The following is a 20,915-nucleotide window of genomic DNA, read 5'->3' as shown; positions in this document are numbered from 1 at the left end:
GCCTCGCGCCGGGTTTTTTACGTCTGGCGCAGACGCCACGCCGAGGCGCAGCTAATTCCTTTCAGCGCTTTTAAGCGCACTCCTAATTCTTTAACACCGTTTCGCCGCGTCGCTAGACTGCCCACTCCCGCATGCCACAAGCATTTGCGGGCTATACCGAAGAGCGCAGCGCGCTGCATGCCGCGCCCATTTCATCCCCCTAAAACCACTCGCCGCCGCCGACACAATCGACGCGTGGCGCAGGATTTTCCGCCATGTCACAAGACGCCCTGCTAGGCCTGATCGGCCAGACGCCCCTACTCAAAATCACCCGCATCGACACCGGCCTGTGTGAGCTGTTTGTCAAACTGGAAAACCAGAACCCCGGTGGCTCCATCAAAGACCGCATTGCGCTCACCATGATTGAAGCAGCCGAGCGTGATGGCCGCCTGCAACCGGGTGGCACCATTATCGAAGCCACCGCGGGCAATACCGGCCTGGGCCTGGCGCTGGTGGCCACGCGCAAGGGCTACAGGCTCAAGCTGGTGGTGCCGGACAAGATGAGCCTGGAGAAGATTGCCAACTTGAAAGCGCTGGGCGCCGAGGTGTTGATTACGCGATCGGATGTCGGCAAGGGCCACCCGGCCTATTACCAGGATTACGCGCGCAGGCTGGCCGATGAGACGCCAGGCGCGTTCTATATCGATCAGTTCAACAACCCGGCCAACCCGGCCGCGCATGAAAACGGCACCGGCCCGGAAATCTGGCAGCAGATGGCGCACGACGTTGATGCGATTGCGGTCGGCGTGGGCTCCAGCGGCACGCTCAGCGGCCTGTCGCACTTCTTCGCCCGCGCTGCGCCGCACGTCGAGTTTATTCTGGCCGACCCGGTCGGCTCGGTGCTGGCTGATTATGTTGAGACCGGCAGCTACGGCGAAGCGGGTAGCTGGCGCGTTGAGGGCATAGGCGAGGATTTTATTCCGCCGTTGGCCGACTTCAGCAAAGTGCAGCAAGCGCATCGCATCAGCGACGAAGAAAGCATCGCCACCGCGCGTTTGTTGCTGGAGAAAGAGGCCATTCTGGCCGGTTCTTCCACCGGTACGCTGTTGGCGGCGGCACTACGCTATTGCCGCGCGCAGACCACGCCCAAGCGCGTGGTGACGTTTGTGGCAGATAGCGGCAACAAATATCTGTCCAAGCAGTTCAACGAAGGCTGGCTCATCGACCAGGGCTTGCAGAAGTTGCCGCAACACGGCGACCTGACCGACCTGATCACGCGGCGGCATGACCAGGGCGCCACCATTACCGCGCGCGCCGACGAAAGCCTGGCCGATGCTTATGCGCGCATGCGGCGGCACGATATTTCGCAATTGCCAGTATTGGAGGCCAACGACCAGGTACTCGGCATCATCGATGAATGGGACATCCTGAAAGCCGTCAGCGCCGCCCCCGCGCATTTTGCCGCGCCGGTGCGCGACACCATGAGCACCGATCTGGTGACTTTGAAGCCGGCCGATAGCATGGCCGCTTTGCTGCAGGTCTTTAACCAGGGCAAGGTCGCCCTCATCGTCAATGATCAAGCGCGCTTTATTGGTCTGATTACGCAAGCCGACGTAATCAATTACTGGCGCAACAAGCGCTAACAGCGCTATCACAGAATTCATAACCCCGACTTTGCAGGAGCAAGCATGCCCCACCCCGATACGCTGGCCGTCCACGCCGGTTACGCGCCCGATGCCACTGGCGCGGTGATGCCGCCGATTTACACCAGCTCCACTTACGCGCAGCCCGCGCCGGGCGAGCACACCGGCTATGAATACATCCGCAGCGGCAACCCCACCCGCAATGCCTTCGAGCAAGCGCTGGCCGAACTGGAAGGTGGCGCGGCCGGTTTTGCCTTCGCCTCAGGGTTGGCCGCGATGGCGACGCTCGTGGATTTGCTCGACGCGGGCAGCGAGATCGTCGCGATTGATGATCTGTACGGCGGCGCATGGCGTCTGTTTGAAAAAGTGCGCGGCCGCAGCGCAGGCCATCGCATTACTTATGTGGCCGACGAGGCCGCTTTCAAAGCCACCATCACCGCCAACACCAAACTGGTGTGGCTGGAAATCCCGACCAATCCGCTGCTGAAAATCATCGACCTTACCAGCGTGATCGAATCCGCGCATGCGGTCGGCGCACTGGTAGTGGTTGATGCCACCTTTGCCACGCCGTACCTGTTGCGTCCGCTCGATCTGGGCGCGGATATCGTGCTGCATTCGGTCACCAAATATCTGAATGGGCATTCCGATGTGCTGGGCGGCGCGGTGATTGTGCGTACGCCCGAGTTGGCCGAGCGCGTGCGCTATCTGCAGAATGCGGTCGGTGCGGTGATGAGCCCGTTTGACAGCTTTCTGGCGCTGCGTGGCCTCAAAACGCTGGGCCTGCGCATGCAACGCCATTGCAGCAATGCGCAAGCCTTGGCCGAATGGCTGGAGCAGCAAGTCGGCGTGCAGGACGTAATCTATCCGGGGCTAGCCAGCCATCCGCAGCACGCGTTGGCGCAGCAGCAGTTCAAGCAAGGCTTTGGCGGCGTGGTTAGCGTGCGGCTGGATGCCGACGATGCGGGTGTGCGGCGCTTTCTGAATGCACTCAAGCTGTTTACGCTGGCCGAGAGCCTGGGCGGCGTGGAAAGCCTGGTGAATGTGCCGTGGTTCATGACGCACGCGTCGCTGCCGGAGGCGGATCGGGTTGGCCGTGGCATCGGCCCCAATCTGCTGCGTTTTTCAGTGGGGATAGAACATATCGAGGATTTGCAGGCCGACCTGGCCGCCGGTTTGGCCGCGCTGCAAGCCGCGTAATTCCGCCGCAATCAATCAAGGCCCGGCATTGCTGCAATGCCGGGCCTTGATTGATCTGCGCCACGCAGCGTCAGCACGTCAGCGTTTCGGCTTGGCGCCCCATGCGCCGGTGGTTTCTTTGCTACCCATCTCATCGCGCTCCGCCACCTCGGGCGCGGACGCCACCTTTGAAGCGCTCTGATACGAGCTGTAAATCCGCCCTACCGAATTTACATACGCCAGCAAATGCGTGCCCACGCTTTGCCGGGCCACTTTTTCGACATTGCCGTTCCACTTGTCCGGGTCCAGCCCTTGTGCGGCCGCCTTTTTGCGCAATTGCTGGATGCGCCCTTCGCCCGCGTTGTAGGCAGCGATCATAAAGGCCATCTGGTCGTCGGGCCGGATGCTGGGACTGGTAAACATATCGCGCAAATAACCCAGATAGCGCGCCGCCGCAGTCACGTTTTGCTGGTTGTCATGCGGATTGGTGACGCCCATTTTGCGCGCGGTCAGCGGGTTGATCTGCATCAGTCCGGTTGGACCGCCTTTGGTGCGCACCACTGGGTTCAGCGAGGTTTCTTTTTGCCCGATGGCGGCCAGCAACAGCCAATCCATATTGTTGGCCGTGGCCACCAGTTGGAACATCGGCGCAAAAAAGCCCAGCTTGTCCATCGACGACAATTGCTCGGGGCTGCTGACGTGCCCGTCACTGTCTTTGGTGATATAGCGCTGCGTGCCCGCCAGCGCGCGGTTGGCCAGGCCATCGCCTTTGGCCGCCAGAAACTGGTTAACCTGGGTCTGCCACACCGGCTTGTCTTGCGGCATGGCCCAGACATATTCGACGGCATCGGGCGCACAGGCATCCACCTGCATCTGGGCAAAGCGCTTGCTCCAGAGCTTGGTGATATAGCGGCTGGCCAAGGTCGCCTGGTCGTCTTTCAGTTCGCCAAGGATGCTTTCCGCGGTCGTGCCGATGCCCGCCTCCTGCAATTGCACTTTGACGTCGGGCGTCACCACGCGGCGCGCGTAGCTGGCCGGTGGCTGCATTAAGGCGTGGCCGGACAAAGCACTCCAGTCGCTCAGCGACGCTGCGCCTTTGGGCTGGACCACGCACCAGGTGTCCTTCAGATACGGCGTTGATGTGGCGGCCAGTTGGTTCAAGCCTGCGGACGCAGGAATCAGCCCCGCCGCCAGGTCGCCCTTGCCCGCGCGCAATTGCGGCAGCAACTCGCCCGCGTCCACCGGCAAATAGGTGAACTTGATCGGCGTGCCGTTCTTGCCGCGACTGCGGTTTAACCAGGTTTCGAACTCTTGCAGCATCGAATACTCGACGCCGTGCGGGCGTCCATGCTGAAAAAAGAAGGTCGATGCGCCCAGCGCCACCAGCACGCGTATCTGCCGTGGTGGGTCAGAGGGATTGAAATCCGCGTCGCCCAGGGTGGTATCGGCGTCGTCCGCCACGCCATTGGCGGCGGCATCGGTCGCGTCGGCGACGGACGCATCCTTGGCTTTAGCCGGGGTTTTAGCGGCTTTGGTCGCCTTGGCGTGCGCCTTGGTATGGCTCGCGGCATAGCCTGGCGCGCTGCCCAACAGCAGTAAAATCGCCAGGAAATTGAGGAAAATCAGGGGTTTGGCCTGTGACATGGCCAGCATTGTAGGGGCGTTTGGCGTGGTTGTGCCAGTGATCGCGTCACACACGCGTATAATCGCGGCCTGTCCAATTTGCGAATTGCTGCCCGCCATGCCCTTGCTCTATGTAGAAAATGCCAGCCTTGCCTTCGGCCACTGGCCCCTGCTCGACCACGCCATGTTGTCGGCGGACGAAGGCGAACGCGTGGGTTTGATCGGGCGCAACGGCCAGGGCAAATCCACCTTGCTGAAGGCGATTGCCGGCGTGCACGCACTGGACGAAGGCGACATCCGCATCGCGCAATCGGCGCATATGGCGTTTGTGGCGCAAGAGCCCGAATTCCAGCCCGAGCAAACCGTGTTTGAAGCGGTGGCCGAGGGCCTGGGCGATTTGCGCCAGCTGATTATTGATTATCACGCCTGCGCCGATGCGCAAGATGGCAGCGAAGCCGCGCTGGACCGCCTGATGGCGCTGCAACACGCGCTGGAATCGCGCGATGGTTGGCGTTTTGATGCGCTGATCGCCTCCACGCTCACCACGCTGGGCCTGCCGCCGCATACACAGATCAAGGATTTGTCGGGCGGCTGGAAAAAACGCGTCGCCCTGGCGCGCGCCCTGGTCTGCGAGCCGCAATTGCTGCTGCTGGACGAGCCAACCAACCATCTGGATGTGTCAGCGATTGAATGGCTGGAAGGTTTGCTCAACAACTTTAACGGCTGCGTGGTGTTCGTCACCCACGACCGGCGCTTTCTCGATAATGTGGCCACGCGCATTGTGGAACTGGATCGCGGCACGCTCACCAGCTTTCCTGGCAACTTCACCGCTTATGAAACGCGTAAAGCCGAACTGATCGCGGCCGAAGAAACCGTCGCGCGCAAGTTCGACAAAGTGCTGGCTGCCGAAGAAGTGTGGATCCGCAAAGGCGTGGAAGCGCGCCGCACGCGTAACGAAGGCCGCGTGCGTCGGCTGGAACAACTGCGCCGCGATCGCGCCGCGCGGCGTGAACGCGTTGGCAATGTGTCGTTCAAGGTGGATGCGGGCGAACGCTCGGGCAAGCTGGTGGCGGAATTTGAAAACGTCAGCCTCGCCTTTGGCGAAAAAGCCATCATCACCGACTTCACCTCGCGCCTGCTGCGTGGCGACAAGATCGGCCTGGTCGGCGCCAACGGCATCGGTAAAACCACCTTCCTTAAATTAGTGCTGGGCGAGCTGGAACCCGATAGCGGCACGGTCAGCCACGGCACCAAGCTGGAAGTCGCCTATTTTGACCAGTTCCGCGAGCAACTGGACGAAGATGCCTCCGTGGCCGATGTGGTCAGCCAGGGCAATGAATGGGTCGAGATCGGCGGCCAGCGCAAGCACATCATGGGTTATCTGGAAGAATTTCTGTTTCCGGCCGAACGCGCGCGCAGCCCGGTGCGCTCGCTGTCGGGTGGCGAACGCAACCGGCTGTTGCTTGCGCGCCTCTTTACCCGCCCCGCTAACGTGCTGGTGCTGGACGAACCGACCAATGATCTGGATATTGATACGCTCGAATTACTGGAACAGTTGCTGATCGACTATCCGGGCACCGTGTTTCTGGTGTCGCATGACCGGGCCTTTCTCGACAATGTGGTCACGCAAATCATTGCTTTTGAAGGCAATGGCGTATTGCTGGAAAACGCAGGCGGCTATCAGGATTGGCAAGTTGCGCGTCAGCGCATGCAACAAGCACGAGTTGAGGCCGCAAAGCCAGCACCGTTGGTAGCCGACAAACCGGCCGACCGACAACGCACGCGCAATGCCAAGTTGAGTTATAACGAGCAGCGGGAACTGGAACGCTTGCCGGCTGATCTTGAGTCGCTGGAAGCGCAGCTGGCGCAAGTCCAGGCGTCGTTACTGGACCCGGCCACTTATCAAGATCCAAAAAAGGCACGCGAGATGCAACAGCAGGTTGAACAGATCGAAACCGATCTACTGCAAAAAATGGAACGCTGGGAACAACTGGAAGCCAGACAACAGGGTAGTTGATGAACTGGCTTGAGCGCCTGGCGCACCGCCACCACACACCGCAGCCCGCATTAAAGCCGCTGCGCACGGCCTTACTCTGGTTTTATATTGCGTTGCTGCTGTTCAGCGGCTTGACGCTGGCGTGGCTCACCTTACGCGACTACAACGCCAATATCGAAGAAGCACGTGCGCAAGATCTGTTGCTGGCGCGCTCGCTGGACGAGCAAGCCAGCCGCACCTTTCTGGGCGCCGAGCAATCGGCACAGGCCACCATAGAACGGCTGGCCGCCAGCAACGGTATCGATTCAACCGAAGAACACGACCTCTCCGCCGAAACCCACGACCGCACCCGGCAGACCACGCAAGTGGGCGAGATGATCACCATCGACAGCCAGGGCATTTTGCACAGCAGCAGCCTGCGCTATCCGTCCAAGCCGATGGATATGTCGGACCGCACGTATTTCAGCTATCACCGCGACGTGGACGACGCGCGCTTTTTGCTGTCGCCGCCGGTGCTATCGCGCACCGATGGCCGCTGGCTGATTCCGGTATCGCATCGCATTAATAAGCAGGACGGCAGCTTTGGCGGCGTACTGTTAACCGGCATTGATCCGGCGTATTTCACGCGCTTTTATGATTCGCTGAAATTGCCGCGCGGCACGCATATCAAATTATTGCGCAGCGACGGTGTCGTTTTGATGAATTACCCGTTTGCGCTGGCTGAACTGGGGCGCAATGTGCGTCAGCCGGATGGCGTGCGCTTTAATGGTCCGGAATCCGCACCCGGCTCGCATTACCGCGATATGGGCAGCGAAGGCTCCGATGAGTTATTGACCTATCTGGTGTCCAATGGCGATTTGCCGTTGGTGGTTAGCGTCAGCTCAGACGTCAATACCGTCATGCAGAAATTCCATAGCGACCTGGTCAGCCGTGCTATTTCAGCGATTGTATTGATTCTGGTGGTGAGCGTATTGCTATATATCCTGCTGCGCCAGATTCGTCGGGTGGAACAGATTGAATCACGTTTGTATTTAACGCAATTTACCGTGGATGAAGCGCCCGATGCGATGCTTTGGGCCGATCGACAAGCATTTATTCGTTACGCCAATCGTGCCGCATCAATGAGCAGCGGTTATACCAATGAAGAATTGGTTACTTATCGCTTTCTCGATCTATTTCCCAATATCACCGATCCGCAATGGCAGGACTTCTGGTACAAGCTCACCGTTGATAAACGCCTGGTCTATATCACGCATCAACGCGATCGCAGTGGCAATCTATTGCCAGTGGAAATCACCTTTAATTACATCGAATTTTTCCAGGAAGCGTATGCGTGCACCACGGTGCGCGACATTACCGAGCAACAAAACTCCGAACGCGAATTGCGCCGCCACCGCGATCATTTGCAAGATCTGGTACTGGAACGCACCGCCGAAATCCGTACGGTGCTGGATGCCAGCCCGCTGGCCATCATGCTGTCGGTGCGCAACACCATCCGCCTGGTTAACCCGGCATTCGAGATTCTGTTTGGCTATGCCGCCAGCGATATTATCGGATTGCCCACCCGCGTTATTCATGCTTCGGAAGAGCGTTATTCCGAATTGATCAGCGCCATCTGGGGTCGCATCAATACCGGGGGCGTATTTCGCGGCGAAATTGAATTATATCGGCGCGATCATTCTGGCTTCTGGGCCATGCTATATGCCAAGGCGCTGGTGCCGGGCGATCCGGGCAAAGGCATGATTACGGTGGTGGAAGACGTCACCGCGCAACGGATTGCCGCGCAGGCTTTGCGCCAGTCCGAGCGGCTAAAGCGCACCATTATCGACACCACGGCCGATGGCTTTATTCTGATTGATACGCATCGGCATATTGTGGACGTCAACAATGCGTTCTGCCAGCAATTGGGCTTTCGGCGCGAAGATTTGATCGGCAAGCAACCGCATATGTTGTGGGGCGATACCGCGCAGCAATTATTCCCCGAACAACTGGTTAAAGACGGCAATGGCGTCAGTCATATTGCCGAAATCAGTCTGCCTGATAACACCGGGCGAAAACTGCCGTTTCTGGTTAATTCGGCCTCAATTAATGATGAGCAACAGCGACTGGAATATGCATTCGCCTTTCTGACCAATATTTCGCACCTCAAGGATATCGAATCACGCCTGGTGGAGGCCAAAGAATCGGCCGAAGAAGCCAACGTGTCCAAATCCGCGTTCCTCGCCAATATGTCACACGAATTGCGTACGCCCATGCACGCCATTCTTAGCTTCTCTGAAATGGGCATTTCCAAATCAGGCAAAGCCGATCCGCAAGCGATGGCGCGTTATTTTGAACGCATTCATTCCAGCGGCAATCGCTTGCTGGTATTGCTGAATGATTTGCTGGATATGTCGCGGCTGGAAGCCAACAAGATGCGTTACGACAAAACGCGGCATTGTTTGCAACACACCGTGCAAGGCGCGGCCAACGAAATTGCGCCATTGCTGGCGGGCAAACATCTCAAGCTGTTTGTCGATGATATGACACCGCCACTGGAAGGCTGGTTTGACCAATCACGCATGATGCAGGTGGTGGTTAATCTATTGTCGAATGCCATAAAATTTGGCCCACCAGAAAGCACCATCGAAATCAATTTTATCAGCGACGCCACGCTGGACGGCGCGCCCGCCATTGGCTTGACGGTGCGCGATCATGGCCCCGGCATTCCCGATAACGAACTCGATGCGATTTTCGACAAGTTTATCCAGAGCACGCGCGTGCGTTCCAGCGTCAGCGGCACCGGCCTGGGCCTGGCCATCAGCAAACAGATTATGGAAGACCACGGCGGCCGCATTGTGGCCAGCAATCATCCGCATGGCGGCGCGGTGTTTACGGTGTGGATTCCGGTGGGCGAAGACGATTAAAGCATCGAATTAACGGGCCAGATAAAACGGGGTATCCAAATGGACGCCCCGTTTTTATTTCATTCATTCGATCCAGCCGCAATCCCGGTCAATCGGCGCGCGGAAAGCGCTGGCACAGCGCATTAAACAACCACGCGCCATGCGGCATCCATTGCTCGCCCCAACGCCAGCTGTGCGCCATGGTGGCTATTTCGGATTTTTTGAAGTCGATATCGCGTTCATTCTCAAAACCGGCCGTGATGCCATTACATACGCCGCCCGGCGCGTTGTAATAGCCCGGTTCGTAGCGCGGGTTGTTGCGACCCCAACCTTGCAGCATGCAGGCGTCGTAGGGATTGGCGCCGAGCACCCAGTCCAGCGCGCTTTGGGCGTAACGTTCCAACGCGGCCACCAGATCATCCTCGCCTTCAAACAGCGTTTGCGCGCGCGACGCGGCCGCAGCCAGCGAGCCCAGACGCGCGTTTTCGCCCTGCCACCAGTAGCCGGTGCCGTTATCGTGCGGAATAAAAAACTGCGTCTGGCCCGCGCTGCCCGGCTGCTTGACGTACTGGCGCGGATAGCCAAACGGGTTGTTGACATCATTAAAGGTGATGCCGATTTCAAATTCATAAGCATCGCGTAATGCCGCGCGGATACGCCCGGCCGCCGGGCTGCTGGGCACCACCTCCACATAGCGCTGCAACGCAATCAGCGGCAAACCGGCATCGGCGGCGTGGAACCAGCTGCGCTCGCCGGTTGCATCAGCGGCAAACCAGCCGGCCGCGCTTTGGCGTTGCAGCAGATCAAGCGCGCGGCGGATGGCAGCGTCGGCATATTCGCCCTCGCCCGTCACCGCCAGCAATTCGGTGGCGGCCAGCAAGGCGCAGAAATCATCAATGATGTTTTCCGCGCCATCGTCCAGGTATTCGAGATTGTGTGCTTGCAGATGGGCAAAGCCGCTACGCGCCGCGTGCAGATATTGTTCGCGCGAAAACTCGCCATCCCGTGGCAACTGGCTGGCGCGCGCCAGCGCCGCAATCGCCATGCCGCCCCCCTGGCGAAACGCAGCCTGATAGCGGTCTGACTTGGTGCCTTGCTGCGTGGCGTATGCGCACAGATCACGCTGGTTTTCGTCTTTGCTCCAGCGGTCAAACAAGGTCATGTAAAAGAAGCCCGCCGGGTCTTGCATACGCAGCAGAAAATCCGCGCCATGCAGCGCTTCGTCCACCATGCGTTCGTTAAACCACTTGAGCTGCGGCGGCAATTGCGCCCAGCCATCAATCAGATTCCATACCACCTGCGGCGTTTGCTGTGGATTCATGAAATTGGCGACCGACAAATGCGACAGATATTTGGAGCAGTCGCCCGAAGCATCAAACCAGCCGCCATGCACATCGCGGCGCTCGTCGCTGCCAAATTTGGGGCGGCTGCGATCAGCAAGGTCGTACAACCCGGTGCAGCGCTGGCCTTTGATGTAATGCACCAGGTCCGACAGCATCTGGCCGCCAAACAGATCGGCCGCGATAGCGAAGGTATGCGAGGTCAGCGCGGGCTGCGGCCCATCGACCACGATGAAGTACTCGCCGGGCGTCGCCACCGCAGAGAAATCCGCACTCCAGAAATGCCAGTCTTTCCACTGGTCGACGCCACCGGTGGCCACCAGCGCGCCGGTATGCACGGCGGCGCGTGTCTCGGCGTCATAGACGGTAAAGCCGGTCAGCGGCGCGGCGGCGGGCGCCTCGATCAGCGCAGCCTTGCGCGCGGACGGCGTATAGCCAACATGGTTCAGCAGGATTTTCATGGCGGTGACTTTTGTGATGAGCCGAAGCCGCCAGTCTGGCACCACGCGGCGGGGTGACCAAGTGGGCGGACAAGCCGGGCAAAAGACGCGCCCGGCGAAACGTATTGCAGCTACGTCCGATCAAATTAGCGCGCTTCTGCCGGATGGTACGGCGCGGGCTCGCTCGGGATTTCATCGGCCTCAAACAAGGCCTCCAGCTCTTGCATGGCATCGCGCGAGGCCTGAATCAGTTTGTCCTCGTCGTGATAGATCGCCATCTGCCGTTGCAGCAGCGCCTCGTCATGCTGGCGGAAGATACGGCCCGTGCGTTCGGCGTCCAGGCGCGTGGTGCCCAGCGCTTCCAGCACATCAATACCCAACTCCACGCTGGCCGGAAAGGTCTCGCGCACCGCCGATTCCACGCCCAGATCCATCAACCGGTAATAATGAAAACGGTTACGTGCGCGCGCAAAAATCTTCAGATGCGGAAAGTGTTCGCGCACGGTTTCTGCGGTTTTGATCGAGGCGGGAATATCGTCGATGGCCAACACAAACACTTTGGCCTTGTCGGCACCGGCCGCACGCAGCAAATCCACGCGCGATGCATCGCCGTAATACACCTGGTTGCCAAAGCGCTTCACAAAATCGACCTGGTCGGGACTGATCTCCAGAAGCGTGGCCTTGATGCGTTTCGAGCGCAGCATCCGCGCCACCACTTGGCCAAAGCGACCAAAGCCCGCCACGATGACCGGGTTATCCAGCTCGGGCAGCTCATCAAATTCGCGGGTCGCGCGCTTTTCGCGCCACGGCACGATGATGCGTTCGTGGCCCAATACCACAAACGGCGTCAGCGCCATCGACAAGGTGACGGCCAGGCTGAGCAACTGCGCGGTGGCTTGCGGCAGGATGCGGCCTTCATCCGCCAGCGACAGCAGCACAAACGCGAATTCGCCACCCTGGCACAGATACACCGCAAAGCGACGCGACACCTTGCCAGTGGCACCGGCCACGCGCTCGATGCCCCACAAGATCAGTGCCTTGACCACCATCAAGCCCACCGCCAGCAGCACCACCAGTAAGGGCTTGGCGACCAGCAACCCCATATTGGCGGACAGCCCGACCGCGACAAAGAACATACCCAGCAGCACGCCTTTAAATGGCTCGATATTGGCTTCGACTTCGTGGCGGAATTCGGAATCGGCCAGCAGTACGCCCGCGACAAACGCGCCCAGGCTCATGCTGAGTCCCGCCGCTTCCATCAACCATGCGGTGCCGGTGACCACCAGCAACGTAGCCATCGTCAGCAGATCGCGGCTCTTGGCGCGCGCCACCAGGCCAAACGCCGGCCGCAGCAAAAAACGTCCGGCCGCGATGATGGCAACCAGCGCCAACAGCGACATCCACAACGGAATACCGGATTGATCCACATGCCCGGGTGATAGCCACGGCAGCGCGGCCAGCACCGGAATCACCGACAAATCCTGGAACAACAACACGGCGAACGCGTCGCGGCCGTATTGCGTGGTCAGCTGGTTTTTTTCGGCCAGCATCTGCAATACAAAGGCGGTAGAGGACATAGACAATGAAACACCCACCACGGCGGCGGCTTCCCAGCTCAGCCCGCACGCCATGGCGATACTGCCAAGCGCCAGGCTGCACAACACCACCTGCGCGCCGCCCAGGCCAAACACCGCACGGCGCAGCACCCACAGCCGCGACGGCTGCAATTCCAGCCCGATCACAAACATCAGCAGCACCACGCCAAATTCCGTGGTTTGCAGAATCTGTTCGGGCTCGCCCACCAGCTTGAGGCCCCATGGCCCGATCAGCACGCCGGCGACCAGATAACCCAGCACGGCGGCCAGGCCAAAGCGCTTGAGAATCGGCACCACCAGTACGGCGGCGGCCAGCAAAAGTATGGCTTGGGTCAATCCGGGCATCAGGGTGCGGCCGTGGGTGTAAGGGGGAATGCGCGAGTGTAACCTGCCCTCGCCGCCCGGCCAAACCGGCAGATGGGCTAGATCGGCAGCGGATGCGGCTTGCCTGACCGGTTGGACGGTGTATCTGTTTTGTAACGCCTGTAACGAACCAGTCACATCGCTTCTTGATACTGCGCGAACCTCTCACGCAAGGAAGTCGTCAAGAAATGATAACGTCAACGCGCACTCTGCAATCCGTACTGGGCCTGACCGCCGTCGCCGCGCTGCTGAGCGCCTGCGGCAGTGGCAACGATGGCCCGGTGGGCACCACCCTCCTGCCCGCCGGCAGCACCATGGATGTGGCCATCCTGGAAACCAGCGACATCCACTCCAATGTGGTCGGCTACGATTATTACAAACTGGCCGAAGACAAAAGCTACGGTCTGGATCGCACCGCCACGCTGATCGCCAATGCGCGCAAGCAGTGGGCCAATTCGCTGCTGTTTGATAACGGCGACACCATCCAGGGCACCGTGCTGTCGGACTACCAGGCGCTGATCAATCCGGTGCAATGTTCCGACATGCTGGCCGTGTACAAGCAGATGAACCAGCTGGGTTATGACGCCGGCACCATGGGCAACCATGAGTTCAATTACGGCCTGCCATTTTTGTCCCAAGTCACCAACACCGACTTCAAACTGGCCGGCATCAGCAAAGGCACCAGCAAAACCAATCCGGGCAATGCGGCCACGTGTGCGGCTCCCAGCTTTCCGTTTGTGTCGGCCAACGTGGTGTCCGCAGCCACGCAAACACCCATCTTCAAGCCCTACCAGATTCTGGAACGCACCTTTAAAGCCAAGGATGCTAACGGCAAGCTGTTCGACGCCACCATCAAGGTCGGCGTAATCGGCTTTGCGCCGCCGCCGATCATGCAGTGGGACAAAGGCAATCTGGAAGGCCATGTGCTGGTAACGGGCTGGAAAGAAACCGCGCAGAAGTACATTCCCGAAATGAAAGCAGCGGGCGCGGACATCATCGTGGCGCTGGCACATGGCGGCATCGATATGGTGACGCCGTATGCGCCGGATATGGAAAACGGGGCGGGCTACCTGAGCCAGGTGCCGGGCATCGACGTCTTGCTGACGGGCCACCAGCATCTGCTGTTCCCCGATAACAGTGGCAAATCCACCTTTGCCGGCCAGCCGGGTGTGGATGTGGTCAATGGCTTTATCAACGGCGTGCCGACCGTGCAGCCGGGCCAGTGGGGCAACAACCTGGGCACCGTGCAATTGCAACTGGCTTATGCGGATGGCAAATGGAGCATCAACAAGACCGCCACCAAAGTCGCCCGCCAGACCACGCTGCTGACGGCCGCCGCAGGCACTACCCCGGCCACTTATGTAACACCGGATACCAGCCTGGAAGCGCTGGTGCAGTCGGTGAATGACGCCACTGTTGCTTATGTAAAAACGCCGATTGGCACCGCCAGCTTTGATATGTCGACCTATTACGCGCTGCAAGGCGACGTGTCTGCGCTGCAGATCGTCAACATGGCGCAGATCGATTATCTGAAGAGCTATGTGGCCGCCAACAACCCGAGCTGGGGCAATCTGCCGGTGCTGTCGGCCGCTGCGCCGTTCAAGGGTGGCCGCAATGGTCCGGGCGACTTTACCTTTGTGAAGCAAGGCCCGATTGCCATCAACAACGCGGCGGACTTGTACCTGTACCCCAACACGCTGCAAGTGGTGCGCGTATCGGGCGATATCGTGCGGCAGTGGCTGGAAATGAGCGCGCAGCAGTTTAACCAGATCGACATCAGCAAGACCGATGTGCAGCAACTGGTCAACACGGCGTTCCCGACCTTCAACTTTGACGCGCTGTACGCCGAGGGCAACAAGCTGCAATACCAGATCGACGTGACCAAGCCGGTAGGTTCGCGCGTGGCCAACCTGACCTATAACGGCGCGGCGCTGGATCTGAATGCGCAGTTTCTGGTGGTCACCAACAACTACCGCGCCAGCGGTGGTGGCAACTTTCCGGGACTGGTGGGTGGCACCGGCGATATCGTGCTGAAGGCGCCCGATGCCAGCCGCGATGTGTTGATCAACTACATCAAACGCGCCAACACGCTGGACCTGGCCACCTATGGCAGCGCGCGCAGCTGGTCGTTTGTGAAGACCGCGACGCCGTCCGGCCCGGTGGTGTTCAGCAGCGTGGCCAGCAGTCTGGCGCTAGCAGCGGCGCATGGCGTGACCAACCTGAGCGTGTACAGCACCACGCCAGACCCGGTGACGTCGCTGACGCAATATCAGTTAAACCTGGCGCAGTGATGTAACCGCTGTCTCATAGGGTGGGTCTAGACCCACCACTCAAAGTGGTTTGCCAAGGTCGCAGCAATTGCGAATGGCTTTGGGTGGTGGGTCTAGACCCACCCTATACTTTCTTCGGACACACGTTGGGCGGCATCAGATCGCCCAGTCGATGGGCGTGCGGCCGTGCTGTTGCAGGTACTGGTTGGCGGCGCTGAAGTGGCCGCAGCCGATAAAACCGCGATAGGCGGACAGCGGCGAGGGGTGCACCGACTCCAGCACGCAGTGGCGCTGGCGGTCGATCAGGGCCGCTTTTTTCTGCGCGTGGCTGCCCCACAGCAAAAACACCACGCCGGTTTCACGCGCGGCCAGTTCGCGGATCAGCGTGTCGGTCAGAATTTCCCAACCGCGTTTGGCATGCGACGCGGCCTTGTTGGCTTCAACGGTCAACACCGTGTTCAGCAGCAACACGCCCTGCTCGGCCCAGCGCGTTAACGTGCCGTGTTGCGGCGGCGTCAGGCCAAAATCACGCGCCAGTTCTTTCCAGATGTTGTTGAGCGACGGCGGCATGCGCACACCCGGTGGCACCGAAAAACTCAGCCCGTGCGCCTGGCCCGGACCGTGGTACGGGTCTTGCCCCAGGATCACCACGCGCACGTCGTCAGGCCGGGTATGTTCGAGGGCGGCAAACCAGTGTTCGCGCGGCGGGTAGATGGCCTTGCCGGCGGCGGCTTCGGCCTCCAGAAAATCAGACAAGGCCAGCAGAACGGGATCGTGTCGCAGCGATTGCAGCAGCGGTTGCCAGGCGGCGGGTACGGCATCAAGAATCAAGACTTGCTCCACGCAAAGTACGGATATGCACGCGATGGCGACTGAACAGCACGCGTTCAAACGCCTCGCGCAGGGATTGTTGCGGCCACAGATAGCGGGCGCGGATTTGCCAGGTGTCGCCTTGCGGCTCGGCGGCGATGATTTCCAGCGGCAGGCTGATCAGATAAGCGAATTCGTGACTCAGCGACACGTCCAGCCAGCCTTGCTGCCCGGCCAGCAACGGTTGGGTCGAAGTCCAGAGCAGATCATCCAGTCCAAACTGCACGTCCGCGGGCGCTGGCGTGTGCGGCGTCAGCAAGCGGCCCAGCCACAGCAATTGCAGATCCAGTCGCCGTTGCAGCGGATCGGGCTCATCGTCTTCGGGATGCTCCAACAGCATCAGCACTTGCAGATAACGCGTGGCTTCCAGCGCGCTTTGCCCCGGCTGGCTGGACCAGCGCAGCGGCAAGGTGGCCGGCACGTAAAAGCTTTCCGCCGAGGCGGACAAATTGGACGCGGACATGGCGGACACTCGTGGGCGGACTGGACTGAGGCGAGATTATACGCGGCTCTGCCGTACGCGCTCGTACAGGCAGATGGCGGCGGCGTGGCCGACGTTGAGCGATTCGATGCCGGGCTGCATGGCGATCTTCAGGCGCAAGGTGGCGGCCGCTTCCAGCTCGGCGCTGACGCCCTGACCTTCCGCGCCCATCACCAGGGCGACATCGCCGCGCAGATCACTGTCATACAGATCGATTGCGCCGTCGAGCACCAGCGCGGCAATGCGGCCTTTAAACTGGCTGGCGGCGGCCAACAGATCGGCACGTTCGACGATCTCCAGCGCAAAATGCGCCCCCATGCCCGCACGCAAAACGCGCGGCGACCAGACGTCGGCGCTATGCAGCGACAACGCCACTTGCTGCACGCCTGCCGCCGCCGCGGTGCGCAGTATCGCACCGACATTGCCCGGATCTTGCACACCATCCAGCCATAAGCACAGGCCAGCGTGGCGCACAGCGGGCGCATTGGGGATAGCGGCCAGTGCGATCAGGCCGGTGGCGCTGGGTAGCTCGGTCAGCGTGGCGAACAGCGCGTCATCCAGCAGCGCCGGCGCTTTGCCATGGCGTGCCAGCAAGGCTTGGTGCTCCGGGCGCTGCAGGCCGCTCTGGCTGATCAGGATGCGTTCCAGCGGCCAGCCGGCATCCAGTGCCGCCGCCACCAGGTGCGGGCCATCCAGCAAGGTCTGGCCAAGCTTGAGGCGGTCGCGTCGGTTTTCGGCAAGCTTGTGGCAGAGCTTGTAGAGCGGGTTCTGCGCGGACTGGATCAGATCCATGGGATTGGGGGCTAACGACGAGAAAGGCGAGATGATACCGCGTGCGGCGCGGTCGGACATCATTGCATCGGCCACGAAGACGCCCACCCCGCGCAAACCGATCAACAAGCCACCATCGCATAGGGTGGGTCATGACCCACCATTCAAAGCCGCCCGCCCATATCGCGGCCCATTTCGCGGCCCGTGGTTATGGCTTTGGGTGGTGGGTCCAGACCCACCCTATTTGGGTGATCTGTCGGTCAAGGCGCGGCCGACCAGCAGGCAGACTTGTTTAAAGCTGGCGAAGTCGCCATCGGCCAGCGGATCGTCGCTGGGTCGTTCGCCGACAAAGATGCCGATGGGCTTCGCGCCCATAAATAGCGACATCGCGCAGAAATCGCCGCTACCAAAGCGTTGCAGCCAAGGCGCGGGCAGCAAGGGCTGGATTTCGGCGCGCGTACCGTTGTGCAACCAGGCCGCCTGCGGCTTGCTCAGCAAGCGCGTGAATAGATGCGGCGTAACGGCCGTCAGCACCAGATCACGTAATGGCTCGTGCGGGTCGGCGCTTTGCACCAGCCGCGCTTGCAAACGTTGGTCTGCGGGCACGTAAACCAGAAACGCCGCGCGTTTCATATTCAGACCTTCAACCAGCGCACGCAGGCTCAGGTTGATCAGTTGCTGGGCGGTGGCGCCCTGCTTGCCCGCCAGATGCAGCGCCTGCATGCGCATCGCCAGCACGTCGCGCACTGGGATATCGGCAGCAGCCGGCGCAGCAGGCGCGGGCGCAGCGGTGATGGGTGCCGCAGGGGCCATGGTCTGTGGTGCGGCGCGGGGCGGCGGGGCGGCGCTGACTTCGACGGTGGGCAGCGTCGCCATCACCGGCGCGGTGGCCGGGCGCGACGGCCGCGGCCATTCGCCCGGCAACATCGGCAGCCAGCGCGGCGCTTGCAGGCGCATCTCGCCAAACGGTTCGCGCATGACTTGCGTCAGCATCATCTTGCGTGCGGTGGCCCAGGTATTGGCAACATCCTCCGCCAGCACGCCCGAGAGCGTGGCCAGTTCGGTTTGCACCTCGTTTTGCCACCAGCCGCGGTCCAGCGCATGCGCCAGCCGCAGCGCCGAATGTTGCAGCACCACACGCGGGCCGCCTTCGGCAGCGGGCGTCATCAGGGTCAGCACGGCCTCGGGAAAGCGCCAGGCGCCAAACAGCTCGTGCGCCGCGCCCGGTGCCGGTGGCTGCGCGGTTTCGGTGCTGGCCAGCGTGTACAGAATCGGCGGCACACAGGCCATCAGCGCAGCAATAAAGACTTCGTCCAGCCGGGCATCCATGCGGCGATTGGCGTAGTCACGCGTCAGGCGCGCGGCAAAGCGGCCATCCACCACCAGTTTCTGGATGCGTTCATAGGCTTGCGGGTGGCCCGGCAGAATCAGATCTTCCAGCACCGGCATGCGACTAAAGCGGTCCAGAAACGGCGCGGTGCCAAATAGCTGCAGCGCGTTATCGATACTGACGATGTCGGCCGACAGGCTGGAGCGCATACGCTGGTTGACCACGCGCAGCACTTGCGCCGTCAGCAAGGGATCGCGCAGCACCAGATCCACCACGTCGGCCGGGCGCACGCGTTCGGCGCGTCGCAGCATGGGCTGCAATTGCTCGTGGCTACGCTGCAACATGGGCAGCGCGCGGCCCGACCAGTAGTCGATCCACGGCTGATGCGTCATCGGTGATGCCATATATAAAGTCTGCTGTTTTTCCAGTCTTCGACGGTGACGATCTCGTCAGGCGGAACACCGGGGATTGCAAAGCTGTTGCTGATCAGACGGCTGCCCGGCTGCCACTCTTGTTGCAGTTTAAGCCACAGATCGGCCATCGGCTCTGGCGAGAGATAGGCATAGATGACGTCATACCCGCCCAGGTTGAGCGCCATGGCATCGCCGCGCAACCAGGTGGCGGCTTTGCCCAGACGCAAACGGCCAATCAGCCAAGGCAACCAGGCCAGTTCGATGCCGCTCAGTTGCACGTCGGGCCGCTGGCGGCGTAACCACGCCAGCACCGTGCCGGTGCCCGCGCCAATATCAAGTAGCCGCGCATTGGGCGGAATATGTTCGGACAGTTTGCCCAGCGCATGCTGATTGCTGAGATAGAGCGGCACGCGGCTGCGCACCGCGCCGGAATACACCACAAACATCAGTACAAAGGCGACCAGCCAGACCCAGGGCGGTACGTCCAGCGCCAGTGCGCCGACAATGGCGACAGGGAAAACCGCGTGGATCAGCATCCACCAGCGCCGGTCGTGCACTACGCGGGCAACGACGGCAGCCAGCAGACCCGCCGTGATGGCCTGATCAAGCACCCCGGCGCGCGGTAGCAGCCAGAACGCCAGCAGCACCGCGGCCAGTTGCAGCAAGACAAACCGCAGCGGCTGAGACATTACTCGTGAGCAGGTGCGACGGGATGGGCGTTGGCGGGGCCGGCCACGCGCCCGGTGGTGGACGTGGCCGGGGCGGCTGGCGCATCCGGCGTGGTGGCCATGGCGGCCGCGCCCGGATTGGCGGCATCGGCCGGAGCCGAGGCGTCTTGTGACACACCAGCCTGGCTGCGGATTTCGTCAGCAGCTTCTTTGTTCAGCACCACGATGCTGATGCGACGGTTAACCGGCGCATAGATATTGCCTTTATCCAGCGGAATCTGGTCGGCAAAGCCATTTACGCGCAGTACTTTTTCGCCGGGCACGCCTGCGCCATCGATCAATTCGCGGCGTGATGCATTGGCGCGGTCGGCCGAGAGTTCCCAGTTGCTAAAGCCGCGTTGGCCCCCGGCAAATTGCGCGGCGTCGGTATGGCCGGACAGCGAAATATCGTTGGGCACATCCACCAGCAGCTTGCCGATTTCATCAAGAATATCGCGCGCATACGGTTCGAGCTCGCTGCTGCCGGATTTGAACATCGGGCGGTTTTGCGCATCGACGATCTGAATACGCAAGCCCTCGGCCACCATATCCAGCTTGAGCTGGTTTTTAAATTGCGCCAGCTTGCTGTTGGTTTTGGCCTTGTCATCCATCATGGCCTGGAATTTTTTCTGCAGCTCGGACAGGCGTCGGCGATCTTTGGCCTGCTCGTCTTGCTGCACCGCGCCCTTTTTCATCTGGCCCACTTGCTGCGTCAGATCTTTGCCGCCGCCTTTAACCAGCGAATCGGCATCGCCCGCGCCTTCGCCACCACGCCGCGCAATCTTGAGCGGATTGGAAAAGTAATCGGCAATGCCTTTCAGATTGCCTTTGGAAACTGAACCCAGCAGCCACATCAGCAAAAAGAACGCCATCATGGCGGTCATGAAATCGGCGTAGGCAATTTTCCACGCGCCGCCGTGGTGGCCGTGTTCGCCCTTCTTGATGCGCTTTACGATAATGGGACGTTGTGAGTCGTCGCTCATGGTTGCCCCTGCAAGGCAGAACGCCGCAGCAGCCAGGCTGCGCGGCGTTG

At 60.8% G+C, this 20,915-nt stretch carries 14 protein-coding genes; 5 read left to right on the top strand and 9 right to left on the bottom strand.

Translation table 11 applies throughout. The features are described from left to right. Positions 1-254 precede the first annotated feature (254 nt). Positions 255-1,622 carry a pyridoxal-phosphate dependent enzyme gene (locus WG78_RS01225; protein ID WP_053935957.1) on the top strand — a complete coding sequence of 456 codons (1,368 nt, stop codon included), beginning with the start codon at positions 255-257 and terminating at the stop codon, positions 1,620-1,622. Positions 1,623-1,667: 45 nt separating this feature from the next. Further along, the gene (locus tag WG78_RS01220; protein WP_053935956.1) at positions 1,668-2,819 is read left to right on the top strand and encodes a trans-sulfuration enzyme family protein; all 1,152 of its coding nucleotides are present in this window, start codon (positions 1,668-1,670) and stop codon (positions 2,817-2,819) included. A gap of 78 nt (positions 2,820-2,897) precedes the next feature. Here the strand turns inward: WG78_RS01220 and WG78_RS01215 are convergent, their stop codons facing one another. Next, positions 2,898-4,442, bottom strand: a complete 1,545-nt coding sequence (locus WG78_RS01215; RefSeq protein WP_161805044.1) for an MltF family protein — start codon at positions 4,440-4,442, stop codon at positions 2,898-2,900. Positions 4,443-4,539: 97 nt separating this feature from the next. On the opposite strand from WG78_RS01215, the gene WG78_RS01210 reads away from it, so the two are divergent. Both WG78_RS01210 and WG78_RS01205 read left to right on the top strand, forming a co-directional pair. Next, positions 4,540-6,438 (top strand): ATP-binding cassette domain-containing protein, encoded by a 1,899-nt coding sequence (locus tag WG78_RS01210; RefSeq protein ID WP_053935954.1) that lies wholly within the window; start codon positions 4,540-4,542, stop codon positions 6,436-6,438. Further along, positions 6,438-9,323, top strand: coding sequence for a PAS domain S-box protein (locus WG78_RS01205; protein ID WP_053935953.1), 2,886 nt, complete (start codon positions 6,438-6,440; stop codon positions 9,321-9,323). The genes WG78_RS01210 and WG78_RS01205 overlap by 1 nt, the downstream gene beginning before the upstream one ends. An 88-nt stretch (positions 9,324-9,411) precedes the next feature. Here WG78_RS01205 and WG78_RS01200 read toward each other — a convergent pair whose 3' ends face one another. Together WG78_RS01200 and WG78_RS01195 are read right to left on the bottom strand one after the other, a co-directional pair. Beyond that, complete coding sequence (locus tag WG78_RS01200) at positions 9,412-11,103, bottom strand: glycoside hydrolase family 9 protein (protein WP_053935952.1); 1,692 nt, start codon at positions 11,101-11,103, stop codon at positions 9,412-9,414. Positions 11,104-11,228: 125 nt separating this feature from the next. Then, positions 11,229-13,022 carry a monovalent cation:proton antiporter-2 (CPA2) family protein gene (locus WG78_RS01195; RefSeq protein WP_053935951.1) on the bottom strand — a complete coding sequence of 598 codons (1,794 nt, stop codon included), beginning with the start codon at positions 13,020-13,022 and terminating at the stop codon, positions 11,229-11,231. 206 nt (positions 13,023-13,228) lie between these two features. Here WG78_RS01195 and WG78_RS01190 point away from each other — a divergent pair, with 206 nt between their 5' ends. Further along, a complete protein-coding gene (locus WG78_RS01190; RefSeq protein WP_053935950.1) occupies positions 13,229-15,331 on the top strand; it encodes a 5'-nucleotidase C-terminal domain-containing protein in 2,103 nt (700 codons plus the stop codon). A gap of 135 nt (positions 15,332-15,466) precedes the next feature. On the opposite strand, the gene ung is transcribed toward WG78_RS01190, so the two are convergent. From ung to motB, 6 genes are all read right to left on the bottom strand, one after another. Beyond that, positions 15,467-16,141 (bottom strand): uracil-DNA glycosylase, encoded by a 675-nt coding sequence (gene ung, locus WG78_RS01185; protein WP_152969005.1) that lies wholly within the window; start codon positions 16,139-16,141, stop codon positions 15,467-15,469. Further along, positions 16,131-16,643, bottom strand: a complete 513-nt coding sequence (locus tag WG78_RS01180; RefSeq protein ID WP_053935949.1) for a hypothetical protein — start codon at positions 16,641-16,643, stop codon at positions 16,131-16,133. Before WG78_RS01180 ends, ung begins: the two co-directional genes overlap by 11 nt. A 36-nt stretch (positions 16,644-16,679) precedes the next feature. Continuing rightward, positions 16,680-17,558 (bottom strand): TrmH family RNA methyltransferase, encoded by an 879-nt coding sequence (locus WG78_RS01175; RefSeq protein ID WP_236691957.1) that lies wholly within the window; start codon positions 17,556-17,558, stop codon positions 16,680-16,682. A 114-nt stretch (positions 17,559-17,672) separates the two neighbouring features. Continuing rightward, a complete protein-coding gene (locus WG78_RS01170) occupies positions 17,673-19,166 on the bottom strand; it encodes an HDOD domain-containing protein (RefSeq protein WP_083458683.1) in 1,494 nt (497 codons plus the stop codon). Continuing rightward, positions 19,151-19,864: a class I SAM-dependent methyltransferase gene (locus WG78_RS01165; RefSeq protein WP_053935947.1), complete on the bottom strand. Its 714-nt coding sequence runs from the start codon at positions 19,862-19,864 to the stop codon at positions 19,151-19,153. Before WG78_RS01165 ends, WG78_RS01170 begins: the two co-directional genes overlap by 16 nt. After that, positions 19,864-20,865 (bottom strand): flagellar motor protein MotB, encoded by a 1,002-nt coding sequence (gene motB, locus WG78_RS01160; RefSeq protein ID WP_053935946.1) that lies wholly within the window; start codon positions 20,863-20,865, stop codon positions 19,864-19,866. The genes WG78_RS01165 and motB overlap by 1 nt, the downstream gene beginning before the upstream one ends. Between the last annotated feature and the right edge of the window lie 50 nt (positions 20,866-20,915).

Origin of the sequence: Amantichitinum ursilacus, from assembly GCF_001294205.1 — a bacterium.
GTDB lineage: Bacteria > Pseudomonadota > Gammaproteobacteria > Burkholderiales > Chitinibacteraceae > Amantichitinum > Amantichitinum ursilacus.
This window is presented reverse-complemented; position numbering and strand designations above follow the sequence as displayed.